The sequence below is a fragment of the Variovorax sp. 05N34 genome, from assembly GCF_056397405.1.
Genome location: NZ_JBFTNI010000002.1, coordinates 348,379 through 365,236, shown reverse-complemented (window position 1 = coordinate 365,236; position 16,858 = coordinate 348,379). Strand labels below are relative to the sequence as shown.

The 16,858-nt window shown below is 66.9% G+C and carries 15 protein-coding genes; 13 read left to right on the top strand and 2 right to left on the bottom strand.

Translation table 11 applies throughout. The annotated features are described in order from the left end of the window. Nucleotides 1-1,010: 1,010 nt before the first annotated feature. On the bottom strand, nucleotides 1,011-1,628 hold the full coding sequence (locus tag AC1DMA_RS06145; RefSeq protein WP_478143599.1) for a TetR/AcrR family transcriptional regulator: 618 nt from the start codon (nucleotides 1,626-1,628) through the stop codon (nucleotides 1,011-1,013). A gap of 138 nt (nucleotides 1,629-1,766) precedes the next feature. Between AC1DMA_RS06145 and AC1DMA_RS06140 the strand changes: the two genes are divergently transcribed. From AC1DMA_RS06140 to AC1DMA_RS06085, 12 genes are read left to right on the top strand one after another with little or no spacing between them, the layout of a single operon-like run. Next, the gene (locus AC1DMA_RS06140; RefSeq protein ID WP_478124234.1) at nucleotides 1,767-2,843 is read left to right on the top strand and encodes a 2,5-dihydroxypyridine 5,6-dioxygenase NicX family protein; all 1,077 of its coding nucleotides are present in this window, start codon (nucleotides 1,767-1,769) and stop codon (nucleotides 2,841-2,843) included. Nucleotides 2,844-2,880: 37 nt separating this feature from the next. After that, nucleotides 2,881-3,363, top strand: coding sequence for a CoxG family protein (locus AC1DMA_RS06135; protein ID WP_478143598.1), 483 nt, complete (start codon nucleotides 2,881-2,883; stop codon nucleotides 3,361-3,363). Between the two features lie 2 nt (nucleotides 3,364-3,365). Continuing rightward, nucleotides 3,366-4,217: an FAD binding domain-containing protein gene (locus tag AC1DMA_RS06130; RefSeq protein WP_478143597.1), complete on the top strand. Its 852-nt coding sequence runs from the start codon at nucleotides 3,366-3,368 to the stop codon at nucleotides 4,215-4,217. Further along, nucleotides 4,214-4,723, top strand: coding sequence for a (2Fe-2S)-binding protein (locus tag AC1DMA_RS06125; protein WP_478143596.1), 510 nt, complete (start codon nucleotides 4,214-4,216; stop codon nucleotides 4,721-4,723). The genes AC1DMA_RS06130 and AC1DMA_RS06125 overlap by 4 nt, the downstream gene beginning before the upstream one ends. Beyond that, a complete protein-coding gene (locus tag AC1DMA_RS06120) occupies nucleotides 4,720-7,068 on the top strand; it encodes a xanthine dehydrogenase family protein molybdopterin-binding subunit (protein ID WP_478143595.1) in 2,349 nt (782 codons plus the stop codon). The genes AC1DMA_RS06125 and AC1DMA_RS06120 overlap by 4 nt, the downstream gene beginning before the upstream one ends. After that, the gene (locus AC1DMA_RS06115; protein ID WP_478143594.1) at nucleotides 7,065-7,934 is read left to right on the top strand and encodes an alpha/beta hydrolase; all 870 of its coding nucleotides are present in this window, start codon (nucleotides 7,065-7,067) and stop codon (nucleotides 7,932-7,934) included. The genes AC1DMA_RS06120 and AC1DMA_RS06115 overlap by 4 nt, the downstream gene beginning before the upstream one ends. Then, nucleotides 7,931-9,130, top strand: a complete 1,200-nt coding sequence (locus tag AC1DMA_RS06110) for an amino acid ABC transporter substrate-binding protein (RefSeq protein WP_478124228.1) — start codon at nucleotides 7,931-7,933, stop codon at nucleotides 9,128-9,130. The genes AC1DMA_RS06115 and AC1DMA_RS06110 overlap by 4 nt, the downstream gene beginning before the upstream one ends. Further along, nucleotides 9,131-10,033: a branched-chain amino acid ABC transporter permease gene (locus AC1DMA_RS06105; protein WP_478143593.1), complete on the top strand. Its 903-nt coding sequence runs from the start codon at nucleotides 9,131-9,133 to the stop codon at nucleotides 10,031-10,033. A 1-nt stretch (nucleotide 10,034) separates the two neighbouring features. Beyond that, entirely contained in the window at nucleotides 10,035-10,988 is a 954-nt protein-coding gene (locus tag AC1DMA_RS06100; protein WP_478143592.1) for a branched-chain amino acid ABC transporter permease, read from the top strand. Next, entirely contained in the window at nucleotides 10,985-11,716 is a 732-nt protein-coding gene (locus AC1DMA_RS06095) for an ABC transporter ATP-binding protein (protein WP_478124225.1), read from the top strand. Before AC1DMA_RS06100 ends, AC1DMA_RS06095 begins: the two co-directional genes overlap by 4 nt. Further along, on the top strand, nucleotides 11,713-12,432 hold the full coding sequence (locus tag AC1DMA_RS06090) for an ABC transporter ATP-binding protein (RefSeq protein WP_478124224.1): 720 nt from the start codon (nucleotides 11,713-11,715) through the stop codon (nucleotides 12,430-12,432). The genes AC1DMA_RS06095 and AC1DMA_RS06090 overlap by 4 nt, the downstream gene beginning before the upstream one ends. A gap of 1 nt (nucleotide 12,433) precedes the next feature. Continuing rightward, on the top strand, nucleotides 12,434-13,270 hold the full coding sequence (locus AC1DMA_RS06085) for an alpha/beta fold hydrolase (protein WP_478124223.1): 837 nt from the start codon (nucleotides 12,434-12,436) through the stop codon (nucleotides 13,268-13,270). A gap of 407 nt (nucleotides 13,271-13,677) precedes the next feature. On the opposite strand, the gene AC1DMA_RS06080 is transcribed toward AC1DMA_RS06085, so the two are convergent. Further along, on the bottom strand, nucleotides 13,678-15,939 hold the full coding sequence (locus AC1DMA_RS06080) for a DUF6351 family protein (protein WP_478143591.1): 2,262 nt from the start codon (nucleotides 15,937-15,939) through the stop codon (nucleotides 13,678-13,680). A 140-nt stretch (nucleotides 15,940-16,079) separates the two neighbouring features. Between AC1DMA_RS06080 and AC1DMA_RS06075 the strand changes: the two genes are divergently transcribed. Then, nucleotides 16,080-16,787, top strand: a complete 708-nt coding sequence (locus AC1DMA_RS06075) for a Crp/Fnr family transcriptional regulator (protein ID WP_478124221.1) — start codon at nucleotides 16,080-16,082, stop codon at nucleotides 16,785-16,787. The last annotated feature ends 71 nt before the right edge of the window (nucleotides 16,788-16,858 follow it).

Here is a 16,858-nt window from a genome sequence, read left to right as displayed (position 1 = left end):
GGCGTAGCTCAACGCCCATGTGTGGCGGCTTCGGGACAAAGGGTTAAGCCGTTGTGGGCCGAGCCGCCAACCCGACGACGATGCAAACGGCCTTCGACTGCGCGCCGGATCAGCGCTTTCCGTGTGTGCTTGGCGCTTTCAGCGTTTGATTGACTCGCCTATATCGGCTTCACTTTGAACGGGGCTTCGACAAGCACCAAGTCCATCACGCCTCGCGCGATAGCTCGTGAATCTGGCGCATGCTCTCGCGTTGCTCGGGTGCCTGTTCATACCGTCGAAGTCTTCGGTCTTTGCCACTTCCCGGATCGTTTCCATGGCAACCGATTCGAGCTTGCTGACCTCCTCTTCGAGCCAGTCCGGATTGCATCCTCGGCCTCATTCGCATGAATCACGTTGCGCAGACGTTGCGCGTGTTGGTTTCCTAGGCACAGCATCGCTGGAACGACCGCAGCGCGGCGGATAGCACGCATCTGCTCGCGGGGTCGGAAGTCCGCAACCGCTGCTGCATAGGCAACCTTCAATTTAAAACACTGCGGTGCTCGCCGCAGAGAGCGATTATCCGAAGGGCGGGCCTCATCGCTGAGGCTTCGGGACCGGACAGACTCATCGATGCCGGCGAGCCGGGTGTTTGTGACAAGGTCGGCCTCGAGTGCGAAAGGACAGCCCAAAGCTGGTGTGAGCCCATGTCCTACCGCGAAAGCTACTACCAGGTGTGAGGGGCAGATGGTGCGAGCGTTGGCGTCCCACTCCGGTGTGCGTTTTGCCCTTGACTTCACGAAGTTCCTGTCGATGCGGCGGTGGCGAAAGAGCCGAAACTCCGAGAATGAAAGACTGGTATGTTCCTTCGCCCAGCGGAGACACGAACTCCGCGTTTGAGGCGGGCGGAGCAGGGCGGTCATGGAACTCGACGAAGCGACCGATGGTGCGGTCCCCGAGGGCAGTTGGAGAAAGTCGCGCGGGCATGCGGCGCAATGCGGAACGACGGCCAGCGAAGCGTGGAGACGTTACGCTCAGTCGGACGACTCCACCCGCATGCCCGTGCCGTCGTCGCCCGCCCTGGGCGATGCAGTGCCCAGCATCCCGCAGAAAAGGCGTGCCGCGTTGGCGTTGAACGCCATGCCATGGTCGAGCTGGACGTTCATCGCGAAGCCATCGAAGGCCATGAGCACGATCCCTGCGATGACCTTGCTCTCGGCCTTCGTGACGGCGAGGCAGTCGGCAAGCCAGAGTGCGACGCGTTCCTGGAACAGCTCGCGCAAGTGCGGGCTGTAGTCGTCGCCGCCGCGGGTCGTCGAGAGCGCCTGCATGATGTTCTTGGCGAAGCCGTTGTTCTCGCGCGGCAGGTCACGCCACAGGATGACGAGCAGGCGCTCGAGCCGCTCTTGCGGCGAGCCGACCCGCTTCAGGGAACGATCGAGCCGGTCGAGGCGCTCCTTGAGCCAGGGTTCGTACAGCGCGTAGAGGATGTCGAGCTTCGAGCAGAAGTAGACATAGACGTTCGCGGTCGATATCCCGGCCTCGCGCGCGATCGCGGGGATTGAGCTGTCGCTGTAGCCCTGTGCGGTGAACAGCCTGAAGGACGCTGCAAGGATCGCCTCGCGCACATCTTTCTTCTTCGTCTGTGACATGGGATCCGGTCCTGTTCCAAAGGGTGGTGAAGGATTCTCTCAAAAATGAATGGTATTCGCTATTGACATCCATTTGCTCGATTCCTAAAGTAGTTCCCAATCCGCCGATTGGCTGGCGGGCACCAGAGGATTCCACCGATGCAAGCAGCGATCCGCACCCAGGAGCTCAACCCCGCAAAGCTCATGTCCCTCTTTCGCAAGCAGTTCGAGTTGTGCCGGGTCGGGCCCGGGCAGACCGTCGCGATCGTTAGCGATCTCGGGACGCGTCGCGAGTACATCGAGGCCGCCTTCGCGGCCGCGCAGGACATCGGCTTCGACATCTACGAGATGTGCGTCAACGCGATTCCCGGATGGACCAGCGTGGGGGTCGCGACCATCGGGAAATGCAAGGGTACGCTCGAGGCGCTGATGGCGGTCGATTTGGTGCTGATCTTCCACGTGCCGCTGTTCTCCAAGTGGCTGCGCGACGTGCAGGCCAAGGGCGTGCGCGTCCAGATGATCATCGACGCGCCGGACGATCTCTATCAGCTGCAGTCGCCGCCCGGCCTGAAGGAGGCCGTGCTGCATGCGCAGTCGCTCTACCAGAAGACGCGTGAAGTGCGTGTGACGAGCCGGGCCGGGACCGACCTTACGTACCGGTGCGGCGAGTACCCAGTCATGAGCCAGTACGGCATGGCGGATGAGCCCGGGCGCTTCGATCACTGGGGCGTAGGACTGCTGCACACCTTTCCGAACGAGGGCAGCGCCCAGGGCCGCGTGGTGATCGCACCGGGCGACATCGTGATCCTTCCGTACTGCCGCTATGTGCAGGACGCGATCGAGCTCGAGATTCGGGACGGCCACATCGTGAGCATCGAAGGCGGGCTCGACGCGGCGCTGATGCGCGAGTGGCTGGGCGACGGCAAAGTGAGCGAGGGCGACCGCGACCCCTACGCGCTCTCACATCTGGGCTGGGGGCTCAATCCGCAGTGCCGCTGGGATTCCCTCGCGCTGCATGGCGATGCGCCCGAGCGCAGCCGCGCCGCGGCGCGCAGCTTCCCGGGCAACTTCCTGTTCTCGACCGGTCCCAACACGCAAGGCGGCGGCAAGCGCACGACGCGCGGCCACTACGACGTGCCGATGCGCAACTGCACCATCGCGCTCGACGGCAACGTCGTGGTGAAGGACGGCCGCGTGGCCGATCCGAAGATGGTTGTCGAGCGCGTGCCACGCTGATGACAAACGAGTCCATTTCTCCGCGGAGCCCCACTTCATGCTGATCGAAGGTCAATTCCCCATCGCGGCGGCGCCGCAGACCCTGCTGGTCCACCTGTTCGACGCGGGCCTGATGGCCTCCTGCCTGCCGGGCTGCGAGAAGCTCGAGGCCATCGATGCCGACCGCTATCGCGCTGTCGTCGCGATCGCGATGGCCGGCATCAAGGCGCGCTTCGACCTGCAGGTGCAGATCACCAAGCGCGACGAGCAGAACGTCTGGGCTCTCACACGCGGCGACGAGGGCGGCCACGCCAGCAGCCTGCAGGCGGACAGCCGCGTGAGCCTGGAGCCGACGCCCGAGGGCACGCTGGTGCACTACCGCTCCGAGGTTTCCGTCACCGGCCGGCTCGGCCGCTTCGCGCTGGGCATGATGAAGAAGAAGGCGCAGAGCATGGGCGACGAATTCGCCGCGAACCTGCAGCGCAAGCTTGAGCAACTCGGCGCGGCCGCCACGCAGGCTGCGGCGCCAGCGAGCCACTGAGCATGACGACCTTGCAGGGGCTCTATCGCCCGACGACCGTCGACGAGGCCACGGCACTGCTGGCCCAGGACGCGGAGGCCAAACCGCTGGCCGGCGGCGCCACCCTGGTGGCCATGCTCAACGCCCGCGTGATCGAACCCGCGGCGCTGATCAGCCTGGCGGACATCGACGAGATCAAGGGCATCACGGTGCAGGACGACGGCCGCGTGCGCATCGGCGCCTTCACGCGGCACCGCGAGACGGCCGCCTGCAAGCTGCCGCTCGGTAGCGCCGGCGTCGTTGCGCACGCGGCCTCGCAGATCGCCAACGCGACCGTGCGCAACATGGGAACGATCGGCGGCTCGATCTCGTTCGCCGATCCAGGGCTGGACTATCCGCCTGCGCTGGTCGCGGCGGGGGCCGTGGTCGAGATCGCTTCGGTGCAGGGCCGGCGCACTCTGCCGGCCGCCGAGTTCTTCGTCGACTGGTACCTGACCGCGCTCGAGCCCGGCGAACTGGTGACCGCGGTGCTGCTGCCGGTGGCCGACCGGGGCGCGGGCATGTACATCAAGCACGCGCGCGTGGCGGGCGACTACGCGACCGCCTCGGTCGCGGCGTGTCTGCAGGCCGACGCCCGCATGAGCGTGGCGGTCGGCGCCTGCGGACCGACCCCGCTGGCCGATCCCGAGGCCAATGCGCTGCTGTCCACCGACCGCAGCGATGCCGCCATCGCGCGTGCGGCGCAGTGGCTGGTGGAACGCGCCGACCCGCTCGACGATGTCCGTGGCAGCGCGGACTACCGGCTTCTCTTGATCCCCAGGCTTCTGCTGCGCGCGGTGCGTGCCGTCGAAGCCGCTCACCGGAGTGCTGCATGACCCATCCGTCACCCAGGCCCCTGCAAGGCGTCTTGACCTTGCACGTGAACGGCGAAGGCGCGCAGGTCGACGCTGCCTTGCACGACACGTTGCTCACCGTCCTGCGCGATCGCTTGCAGCTGACCGCCGCCAAGCGCGGCTGCAACCAGGGCGTCTGCGGCGCCTGCACCGTCAGCGTCGACGGCGTGCCGATGCGGGCCTGCCTGAGCCTGGCGCACAACTGCGAAAGCGCCGAGGTGCGCACGCTAGAGGGCTTGCTGGACTGCCCGCACCTGCAGGCCCTGCAGGCCGCGTTCGCGCGCACGGGCGCTTTCCAGTGCGGCTTCTGCACGCCGGGCATGCTGGTCAGTGCCCGGTCGCTGCTGCAGCGCGATCCCGACCCTGACGAGCGGGCCATCCGGACGGCGCTCTCGGGCAACCTGTGCCGCTGCACCGGCTACGTGAAGATCGTCCAGGCCGTGCAGGCGGCCGCCCGGTCGCTGCTGCCCGAGGGGGCCGCATCGTGAGCGGCGCGGTCCTCGAAGCGGCTGCCTGCGCGGGTGGCGTGGGGCAGGGCATCCCCCAGCTCGAAGCGAACGAGAAGCTCACGGGCAGCGCGCAGTACATCGCCGATATGGTCCGCCCGGGCATGCTCCATGGCGCCATCCTGCAAAGCCATCTGCCCCACGCGCGCATCCGTGGCTATGACCTGCGCGAGGCGCTGGCGGTGCCCGGCGTTCGCGCGATCGTCACCGGCGACGACCTTCCCGATGCCCATCGCATGGGCGCCTTCATCAAGGACGAGCCGGCCTTCGCGAAGGGCAAGGTGCGCTACGTGGGCGAGATCGTCGCGGCCGTGGCGGCCGACACCGAGGCCATCGCGCGGCAGGCCACGCGCCTGATACGCGTCGACTACGAGGAGCTTCCCGCGGTGCTCGACCCGGCCGAGGCGCTGGCGCCAGGCGCCGCCGTGATCCACGAGGACGCGTCCTCATATGTGAAGGTGTTCGATGCCGGCACCGAAGGCAACCTGTGTTCGCGCACGTCCTTCCGTGCGGGCGACGCCGACAAGGCCTGGGCCGAGTGCGACTTGGTGGTGGAAGGCAGCTATCAGACCCAGGCCCAGGCCCACCTGTCGCTGGAGCCCTGTGGCGCGCTCGCGGAGATCGATGCGACCGGCCGGGTGACCTTGTGGTCGGCCAACCAGTCGGTGTTCCGGGTCCAGGCGAGCGTGTGCGAATCGCTGGGCCTGCCGATGACGCGGCTGCGCTGCCTCACGCCGCGCATCGGCGCGGGCTTCGGCAACAAGATGGAGGCGCACGTGCAGCCCGCCGTCGTGCTGCTTGCGATGAAGGCGCGCAAGCCAGTCAAGCTGATCCTGAGCCGCGAGGAAGACTTCGAGTCGGTCCGCGCCCGCCATCCCGCGATGATCCGGATGAAGACGGGCGTGAAGCGCGACGGCACGCTCGTCGCGCGAGAGACCGAGCTGGTGCTCGACGGCGGCGCCTATGGCGACGACAGCCCCGGCGTGCTCGGCTACGCGCTGCTGATGAACTGCGGCCCGTATCGCATTCCGAATGTGCATGCGCACGGACGGGTGGCGTACACGAACAAGCTGCGTTTCGGCGCCTTCCGCGGCTTCGGCGTGCCGCAGGTGACCTTCGCCTCGGAGACGCAGCTCGACGAGATCGCGCGAAAGCTCGGCATGGATCCGATCGCACTGCGGCGCCGCAACATGCTGGCCGGCAGCGACCCCTGGTTCGGCGGCCAGCCGATCCTGTCCAACGGACTCGCGCAGTGCGTCGAGATCGTCGAGAAGGCGTCAGGCTGGCCCCAGCCGTCAGCGCAAGGCCCATCGGACCGCAAGCGCGGCCTCGGTGTGGCGCTGACGGCCCATATCAGCGGACTGCTCGCCTCGGGGGCCATCGTGCGTGTGCTCGAAGACGGCACGGTGCTGCTCAACACGGGGGCGGTCGACATCGGCCAGGGCTCGAACACGGTGCTCACGCAGATGTGTGCGGAAGCCCTCAAGCTGCCGGTAGACCGGGTCGCGATCGCGAGCCCCGACACGGATGGCTCGCCCTACAACTGGGGAACGACCGCCAGCCGCGTGACCTACGTCGCCGGTCGCTCGGTGGTCGGTGCCGCAGCCGAGGTCGAAGGCAAGCTCAAGCAGCACGCGAGCGAGATGCTCGAGTGCTCGGTCGAAGACCTCGAGTTGCTGGCCGGCGGCCGTGTCGCGATCAAGGGCGTGGCGCAGCGTTCGGTGAGCTTCGCCGAGATCTCGGGCCGCGCGCATTGGGCGGCGGGCGGGCCGATCATTGGTACGCACAGCTGGGTGTTCGACCAGAAGACCGTGGACCCGAAGCGGGCGGTGGTCGAAGGGCTGCCGTTCCCGCAGATCGGCATCTACAGCTTCAATGCGCTGGTGGTTGAGGTCGAGGTCGACGAGCTCACCGGCAAGGTGCGTGTCGTGAACGCGTGGTCCGCCTGCGACATCGGTCGCGCCATCAATCCCACGATGGCCACGGGCCAGATCGAGGGCGCCTTCGTGCAGGGCATGGGCTACGCCCTCACAGAGGAGATGGTGTGGGACGGCGCGCGGCTCGCCAACCCGAGCCTGATGGACTACAAGATCCCGACATTCGCGGAACTGCCTGACAGCATCCATGCCTACCTCGTGGAGTCGAACGAGCCGAGCGGGCCGTTCGGCGCCAAGAGCGTGGGCGAAATCGGCATCAATGGCGTGGCGGCGGCCATCGCCAACGGCATCGCGCAGGCAACGGGCGTGCATCTCCACCAGCTGCCGCTGAGCGCAGAGCGGGTACTCAAGGGGCTGCTGGCGCAGCGCGACGAGGAGGGCACTTCGTGAAGCTCGACCACTACCCGCCACAGGAGCCCTTGTCGCCGCTGGGCGTGGCGTACCAGGAGCGCATCCTCGCGCTCGGCGAAGGCGTCGCGGGCGCCGRGGCGGCCTACGGCGACGACTCGTATCAGACGCTCGCGGTATTCCGCCCGCCGCAACCCAGCGGAGACGTGCTGGTCTTCTTCCACGGCGGCGGCTGGACCAGCGGCTACAAGGAATGGATGTACTTCATGGCCCCTGCGCTGATGGCGCAGGGCGTGGTGCTGGTCAGCGCGGGCTACCGGCTCGCGCCGCGCCATGTGTTTCCAGCCGGTCTCGACGATGCGGCGGACGCCGTCGCGTGGACCTGGCGTCACATCGGATCGCATGGCGGCGATCCGCGCCGCATCTTCGTCGGCGGGCATTCCGCGGGCGGCCACTATGCCGCGCTGCTGGCGGTCTCGGCGGCCTGGCGCCCACCAAGGACATTGCCCGCCGACGTGCTTCGCGGCTGCCTGCCCGTGTCGGGCGTTTATCGCTTCGGGCCGGGCAGCGGCCTATCGGTGCGCCCCCGCTTCCTTGGCAGCGGGGACGAAGCGCGCGTCGACGCCGACGCCTCGCCGCTGCACCGCCTGGACGCCGCGGCCTGCCCGCCGTTCCTGATCACCCACGGCAGCCGCGACTTTCCCCACCTCGTCACGCAGGCACAGCAGATGGAGGCGGCGCTGCGCGGAGCCGGCGTTCCCGTGCAAGTCCAGATCCTCGAAGGGGCCGACCACTTCGAGGCCAGCGTCGCCTGTGGCGAACACCCCTCGGGGTGGCCGGCACTCGCAGCAGCGTGGATGCGGCAGACCGCCGCATCGCCCATCCCGTCGACAGGAGAACGTCAATGAAAAGTCCCACATCGAATCGCAGGTTGGTCATGAGCGGCATCGCCGCGCTCGCCGTGATGGCATCGGTCCCCGCCGCCTTCGCGCAGGCCGACAAGCCGATCCGCATCGGCTACTCCATGGCACGCACGGGCATGCTGGCCAACGCCACGCCGTCGCAGTCCAACACCTATGAACTGTGGAAGGAGCAGGTCAATGCGCGGGGCGGAATGGATGTGGGGGGGCAGAAGCGCAAGGTCGAGTTCGTGACCTACGACGACCAGTCCAAGCCTGAGCAGGCCGTTCGCATCTACGAGAAGCTCATCACCGACGACAAGGTCGACCTGTTGCTGGCGCCCTGGGGCACGCCGTTTCAGATCGCGATCGCGCCAGTGCTGGAAAAGTTCAAGTTCCCGATGGTCGGCAACACCGCGGCATCGGTCGCGCTGCGCCAGGTCAAGCCGGGCTACATCTGGTTCCCGACCTCGGCCATCCCGGACCGCATCGGCGTCGAGCTCACGGCCATGCTGAAGGCCAACAACGTGAAGACGGCCGTCGTCATCGCCAACGTGCTGCCGTTCACCAAGGAGATCAAGAACTACCTCGAGCCGGAACTGAAGAAGGCGGGCATCGAGGTCAAGTTCTCGACCGAGTATCCGCCGGACATCAAGGACATGACCTCGATCCTCACGCAGGTCAAGCAGGCCAATCCCGACGCGGTGCTCGCGCTCGCGTACCCGGGCGACTCGGTGCTCTACGCCAAACAGGCCAAGGAGCTCGGCATTGCCAGCCCGGTGCAGTTCATCGCGATCGGCCCGAGCGACGCCTTCTTCGCCAAGGCGGTCGGCGCCGCCTCGGCCGAGGACGTGATCACGATCGCGCACTGGTCGCCGCGTCCCGAGTGGAGGGGCTCGCAGGCCTTCTACGATGCCTACGTCAAGAAGTTCGGCGAAGACCCTGACTACCTGAACTCGGCACTCGCCTGGATGTCGCTCGAGATCCTCGAGACCGCGGTCGCCAAGGGCGGCCTCGACAAGTCGAAGATCCGCGAAGTGATCAGCAAGGACACCTTCGAGACGATCAACGGCCCCGTGCGCTTCGAGGGCGTGCAGAACGCGATCACGCCGACGGCCTTCGTGCAGACGCAGAAGGGCAAGCTCCAGATCGTGTGGCCCAAGTCCATCGCGACCGGTCAGTACGAAGCCAAGAAGTCCTGGTAAATGCCGGTCTTCGACGTGCTGTCGTCGGGGCAGCTGCTGTTCGCGGCCCTCGTGACGGGCTCGCTCTATGCGCTGGTCGCGCTGGGCCTGAACCTGGTCTACGGGACCATGCGGATGCTCAACGTCGCGCACGGCGATCTTGTGATGCTCGGCGCCTACGCGGGTTACTGGGCCTTCAGCATCGCGGGCATCTCGCCGCTGGTCGCGGCGCCGGTGGTGGCGGGCCTCGGGGCCTTGCTCGGCTACGCGCTCTACAAGGGGTTGTTCCGCCGCCTGCTGGCCGTGGCACCGGCCGACGCGGGGCGGATGGAGGGCAACTCGCTGCTGCTGTTCTTCGGACTGTCGATCATTCTGCAGAACGCCGCGGCCATGCTGTTCACGCCCAACAACCGGGCGTACCAGTACCTTGACGAGGTCTGGCGCGTTGGCAACGTCGCGATGACGGGCAACCGCATCGCGGCCCTCGTGGTGGCCGGCGCGACCTGCATCGGCGTCGCACTGTTCCTCGGCCGCAGCATGGCGGGGCTCGCGATGCGCTCGGTGATCGAGCGACGGGAAGCCGCCTACATCGTCGGGGTCGACGTCGATCGCGTGCAATGGTCCAGCTTCGCACTCGGCTTCGCCAGCGCGGCGCTGGCCGGCGTGCTGATGTCGATGCTCGAGCAGTTCTCGCCGTTCACGGGCTTCCCGTTCACGATCGCGGGCTTCATCGTGATCATCCTGGGCGGCCTCGGTAACGTGATGGCGGGGCTGGTGGCGGCGCTGCTGCTGGGCGTGATCGAGACCTACGGCGTCGCCCTGACGTCGGCGAACCTGCGCTCGGTGCTGCTCTACGGCTGCTTCGTCGGCGCGCTGCTGCTCTTTCCCAACGGCCTGCTCGCCAGGCGCTCGACCCGAAAGTGACATGAACAATCTCTGGGGCGATCGGGCCTGGCTGGCCGCTGTGACGATCGGAGTAATGGCGATGTCGGCGCTACCGTTCGTGGCGAACGACTACCTCGTGGGCACCGGGCTCACCTTGCTGATGTGGCTCGCCCTCACGCAGAGCTGGTGCGTGCTGTCGAAGATGACGGGCTACGTGTCGCTGGGCCACGTGGTCTTCTATGGCCTCGGTGCCTACTTGATGGTGGTGACGTGGCAGCAGCTGCCGTTTGTGCTCGTGATTCTCGCGGCCGGGGCTCTGGCGGCGATCTTCGCGGCGCTGGTCGGGCTGCCTGTGCTGCGCGTGCGCGGACCCTATTTCGTGATCCTGACCTTCGGCCTTGCGGAGCTCGTGAAGTTCAGCATCATGGCGGCCGAGTCGGCCAGCGGCACCGCGAGCCGGATCCTGTTCGGCACGCCGGACCTGGTGGTCGTCTATTTCTCGATGTTCGCGCTGGCGCTGCTCGCCACCGGCTTGCTCACCTGGGTCAGCCGCTCGCGCTTCGGGCACGGGCTTCGCTCGCTGCGCGAGAACGAGGAGGCGGCCGAGACCTTGGGGGTGCCGGTGGTGCGCTTCAAGCTGATCGCGTTCGTCCTGTCGGCGGCGATTCCGGGCATGGTCGGCGCGGTCATGGCTTTGCGCTCGACCTACTTCGTGGTCGGCGGGGTTTTCGATCCGATGATCTCGATCACCGTGATCGCGATGGCGATCCTGGGCGGCGGGGACAACGCCAAGGGACCGGTGCTGGGCGTGGTGTTTCTGTTCCTGATCCAGGAGCTGCTGTGGGCCAACGCGCCGCTGCTCTACATGATCATCCTCGGTGCGATCCTCATCACCTTCGTGCTTTTGCTGCCGAACGGGCTGGTCGGCCTCGCCGGCGCACGCGCCCGGCGGCGCGAGGCGCGCGAGGCACGGGCAGCAGGAGCCAGGCCATGAGCGCGCTGCTTTCCGTGCGTGGTCTGGGCAAGCGCTTCGGCGGCCTGACGGCACTCCATGACGTGTCCTTCGACGTAGTTGCTGGCGAGATCGTCGGAGTGATGGGCGCCAATGGCGCGGGCAAGACCACGCTGTTCAGCCTGATCGCCGGCAATTCCCGGCCCTCCGCGGGGACCATCGAGTTCGGCGGCACGCCCGTCGTCGGGCTTCGGCCCGACCAGATCTGCCGGCGCGGCGTCGCGCGTACGTTCCAGATCGTCAAGCCCTTCCCCTCGCTCACCGTGCTGGAGAACCTGCGCACCGGCGCTATGTTCGGACATGCGCAACTCCGGCGCCGGGCCGACGCCGATGCCGCGTCGCTGCAGGTGCTCGAAGAAGTGGGCCTCGCGAGCTTCGCCGGGCGCCCCGCGTCGTCGTTGACGCTGTCGGGGCAGAAGCGCCTCGAAATCGCGCGCTGCGTCGCCACCGGCGCCCGGCTCCTGCTACTGGACGAGGTCATGGCCGGCCTGACGCCGACGGAAGTCGGGCAGATGCTGGGGACCCTGCGCCATCTGCAGGCGTCGCGGGGATTGACGCTGCTGGTCATCGAACACGTCATGCGCGCGCTGATGGAACTGTGCGGCCGCATCGTCGTGCTGCACCATGGCGAACTGATCGCCGAGGGAACTCCGGCGCAGATCGGCGACAACGAGAAAGTGCTGTCGGTGTACTTCGGAGCGCATGCATGAGCAACACGGCAATGCTGGAGGTCGACGGCCTGGTCACCGGCTACGGGTCGACGCGCGTGGTCCACGGCCTGTCGCTGCAGGTCCGCGAAGGGGGCGTGACCGCGCTGCTCGGTGCGAACGGCGCCGGCAAGACGACGCTGATGAAGACCCTGTGCGGGCTGCTGCCGGTACAGGGCGGAGTGCTCCGGTTTCTCGGTGAAGACATCGGCCAAGCTGCCGCGGACCGCCGGGTCCTCGCGGGCCTGGTCCTGGTGCCCGAGGGTCGCATGGTTTTCCCCTCCCTGACCGTGCACGAGAACCTGCGCCTGGGCGGCGTCAACGTGCGCGCGCGGCCGCGCTGGAAGCACAACGTCGAGCGCGTGTTCGACATCTTCCCGCGCCTGCGCGAGCGCAGTTCGCAGCAGGCCATGACGCTGTCGGGCGGCGAGCAGCAGATGCTCGCGATCGGGCGCGGCCTCATGGCCGAGCCGCGGCTGATGCTGCTGGACGAGCCGACGCTGGGCCTCGCGCCGGTGATGGCGCTCGAGATCTTCGCGCTGGTGCGGCGACTGACTTCGGAAGGACTCACGCTGCTGCTGGCCGAGCAGGACGTACACCGCACGCTGGAAGTCGCCACCTATGCCTACGTCGTCGAGAACGGACGGGTGGCCGCTGAAGGGCCGGCCGCCGAGATTGCCGGCGACCCCCGCATCCGCCAAGCCTACCTGGGACTTTGACATGCCCGTGACCCACCGCATTCCCGGCGCACCGTCGCTGGCCGTCGACCTCGCGGGCCAAGGCCCGTTCGCTCTGTTCATGCACGGCATAGGCGGCAATCGAAGCAACTGGCGTGCGCAGCTGCCGGCCTTTGCGCCGCACTTCGCCTGCGCCGCCTGGGATGCGCGCGGCTATGGCGGCAGCGAGGACTACGAGGGGGCGCTGGACTTCGACGATTTCGTCGGCGATGTGCTGCGCGTGCTCGATCACTTCGGCGTCGAGCGGGCGCACCTCGTCGGCCTGTCCATGGGCGGGCGCATCGCGATGCGCACCGCGCTGCTGCATCCGGAGCGCATCGCGACGCTCACGCTGCTCGACACGCACGAGGGCTTCGAAGCCTTCACGCCGGCGCAGCGCCAAGCTTTCGTCGACAGCCGGCGTGCGCCGCTCCTTGCCGGCAAGGAGCCGGCCGACATCGCCGATGAGGTGGCGCGATCGCTGGTCGGGCCGAAGGCGACGCCCGCGCAACTGCAGCAATTGGTGGACAGCATCGCCACGCTGCACAAGGCGTCGTACATCAAGTCGCTGCAGGCCACCGTCGACCAAGTGGTGCTCGGTGATATTTCGCGGGTCGCGGCGCCGGCCCACTTCGTGGTCGGTGCGGACGACCGCCTGACGCCACCGGCCATGCATCACGAGATGGCAGCCAAGATGGGTGGCGCGCCGGTCAGCGTCCTGCTGGACGCCGGGCACCTGAGCAATATCGAGAACGCAGCGGCGTTCAATAGGGCAGCGATCGAATGGCTCATGTCGCGCGCTTCATTGGGCTCCGTGCCCGAACGCTGGCCGCTGAATTGAGCGCGATCAACCACGCCAGGCAGGTAGTGTCTTGCAGCGGTCGCCCCGGGGGCAGGCGGCTAAACAGGCGGCAGTGCCTTGTGCAAGATCGAAACTACGCGCCTAGCGAGCGTCGCAGGCGGCCTTGAGCCCACACATGAGCACATCCACGAGTGGTTGCTTGGGGTTACCGGGGCTTTCGGCCAAGCCGATGCGTCGCGATCCGCGACCAGAATGTGAAGATGGCGGAGGCTTCCATCGATGGCACCCCGAATGCGGTGGCGCTCGGGCTCGAAGAAGTCCGCGAGTGCGGGGCAGATTTGTCCGGCACGAGCGACGTCTCACAAGCTCCTCCAGCTGCTCCAATCGCACGAAAGGTGTCACGCGCTTCCTCCGAGCCATCGAAGTGCGTTCTCGCCTATACCCGCTCAGTGCATGGGCAACCGCAGATAGGTCCCCTTCAGAGGGAGCTGTCCTGCGCTCGGCTTGCTCCAGTCACACACTCCGTCCGGGAAGATGCCGTTCAGCCGCGCCTTGTCGGCATCGCTGAACGTCACCATATAGTCAGCCATGTTCACCGGCTTGAGCTGGCACTTGAGCACGTCGTTCGTCAGCGGCGAGCCTGCCACGATGCGCGGCGTGCTGAAGCGCGGGTAGATCGCGTTGCACTGCGCGGCCGGGTCCTGGGAGGCCACCTCGTCGATGCGCGTGTTGCCCTTGTCCCAGCAAGCATCCTTTGCGCCGACGGGTTTGTTGCGCACTACCTTGTCGATGGAAGCGGGCGCTGAGTCTGCGGCGACGCTGTCTAGCCAAGCATTGAGCAGGTCGATCGAGTTACCCATCATGGTGTACAGGTTCGAGGTCGATCCCAGCGTCCAGATGATCTGGTTGTCGCTGCGGCCGTTCGCGCGCTGCAGGCGGGCACGGATGATGAGGTCTTGCATCGTGTCGTGGATGTCGCCCACCGAGTCGGCGTTGTTTCGCTGCGTAATGATCGGAATGTTCGCCAGGCCGGGACCACTGAAGCTGTTCTTGAAGCCTCCGGAATAGGTTGCTTCGAGTGCACCCGCTTCGGCCTGCGTTCGCGCTGCCTGCGTGTTGCCGTCGCGGTCGTAGCCGCCCACATGCTCATTGAGGTCCAGGAACTCGTGCACCGTGATCGCGTTCCTGTTGAGCGCGGCCAGACCGTATTGCACGCCGACGTTGTCGATGGGGCGGCGCGCCTCTTGTGTTCCTGGGCGCGTGCCCAGCAGGTTGACGTTGGTCTGGAATAAATCACAGCGAATCCCGCTGGGGTTGGTGGTGCGGTTGAACACGTTGGCCTGGTTGGCCGGCTCGAGGAAGCCGCAGCCTGCCGCGTTGTCCGATTTGATGATGCTGGCGAAGGAGAGATCCCACGCAGTGCAGGTGTTGGTGTTGAATCCGTTTACCGCGTTTTGCTTCTCGGTCGTCCAGGTTGACTGATCCGACTTGTAGACGTTGTTGAGCAAGCGGCACTCCATCACCTCTGGCATGAGCGTCTCGGGGAAGGAGACGATCGGCTGGATGCCGTCAAGCAGGCCCGGGTAGAGCTGCGCGACCAGGTACTGCTGGATGGCGCCGCCGGAACCACCGGAACCGGCGGTCCACTTCGGCACTTCGCCGAACTCCTCGATCACGTGCTCCTTGATCATCATGAGCGTCTCGCCCTGCAGGTGCGGGTTGGCGTGCTGGTTGTTCCACATCTCGGTCGAGTTCACGAAGGCAAAGCCGCGCGAGAGGAACACATGGCCTAGGTCGCCGAGGATCGTTCCGATCGCATGCACGCCCTGGTTGTACTGGGCCGAGCCGCAGCAATCGAAGTAGGCGACGAGCTTCTTGTTCCAGCCCGCTCCGGGCTTCCAAGTGGACGGGGCGTCCTTGTCGGGGTTGTCTAGCACCGCGAGCCGGTAGACGCCCCGGTTGATGGTGCCGGACTCCACGCGCACGATGTACGGCACGGTATGGCCGTCGTTGGTGGTTGTGCTCGCCAGATCCGCGGGGCGCGGTCCGGTCGGATCGGTCAGCGGCGAGAAGGCACCGCCCGTGGTGCGGTAATACCAGACCACCTGCGTCGTTGCCGAGCAGTTGTCGTCCAGTGCCGCGCCCAGGCCGTTCTGCACCGTACGGCATTCGTAGGGCGAGATATGCGGCCCCGAGAGGATCGGCCCGGCGATCGGAAAGTTGACCAGCTTGAGCTCGGTGCGCTGCGTGGCGTCGTCGACGTTGACCGCCACCACGAGGTTGCTGCTGCCGGTGGCGGAGCCTGCGTCTTCCGTGAGGCCCGTGACCAGCCCGCGCAGCGTGCGTGCGCCCTCGTCGCGCGTGCGAAGCTGCGACGTCACGTTCTTGCCGTTCAGGCTCACCCGCACCTTGTCGAGCGCCATGCCCTCCGGCGCGCGCACCTGCAGCAGCGTGTCGCCGCCGCTGACCATGTCGGGATACGAGGAGAGTGTCTTGATCTCGAAGGCCGCCGGCGTGGTGGACGGCGGGGTGCCGCCGTTGCTGCCGACGCCGGGGGAGGCGGGCGGCATCGCCGGGCTGTCGGAGCTACCTCCGCAGCCGGCGAGCAGGAATGCGCTCGCCAGGGCGAGGGACGCTGCAGAGGCGGCGGCGCGCGACAAGGGAAGCGGAGAAACCCGCTTGCGCGGGCCGTTTCGGGTTGTGAACATAGGTGTCTCCTGCGTGGTTGTAGATGTCCCGAGAGCCTAGGTTCGGGTGAGCAGCCGTTGGGTCTTTGCGACGACAGATGAGACACGAATTGCCACGGGTAATCCCTAACGCCCAACAGGCACTGCCAAGCCTTGAAGGCATGGTGAGGCGCTCTCGCTGGGCATCATCACTTTCTCTTGACGACCTCGAGCACGTGCTGGGCAGCATGCAGGAGCGTCAGCACCCGCGCGGCGCCTGCATCGCCGGCGCAGGTCAGCTGGTCGAGCACTGGATGGCGCTGATCGACGGCTTCGCGAAAATGTCGGTGGCATCCGAGGATGGGCGCGTGTCGACGCTTACCGGCGTAGGGTCCGGCGTGTGGTTCGGCGAAGGGTCGCTCTTCAAGCACGAGGCGCGCCGCTACGATGTGTTCGCGCTGCGGCCCACGCGCGTCGCGCTGATGCCGCGGCGCACCTTCGACTGGCTGCGTGAGACGAGCGTGCCTTTCAATCACTACCTGCAGGACCTGCTCAATGCGCGCCTGAGCCTATTCGTCGGTGCGCTGGCGCACGAGCGGCTGCTCGACACCGATGCGCGGGTGGCCAACTGCCTGGCCAGCCTCTTCAATGCCGACCTTTACCCCGACGCGCCGCGCGTCTTGCAGGTCGGGCAGATCGAAGTCGGCCTGCTCGCCAACGTTTCACGGCAGCGAGTGAACGTGGCGTTGCAGCGGCTCCAGGCGCTGGGGCTGATCCGGATCGAAAAGGGCGGACTCACGGTGATGGACCTGGCGGGGTTGCGCAACTACCGGGCCTCATCTCGGCGCGAGGTACCGCCTGCCGACGATCCATCCGCGCGGCGCGCGTAGATGCCGGTCTGGCGTGGTCCGCCGATGGGAGTAAGGGCATTCAAAACAACGCCCTCTTGCGAATGCTGCAC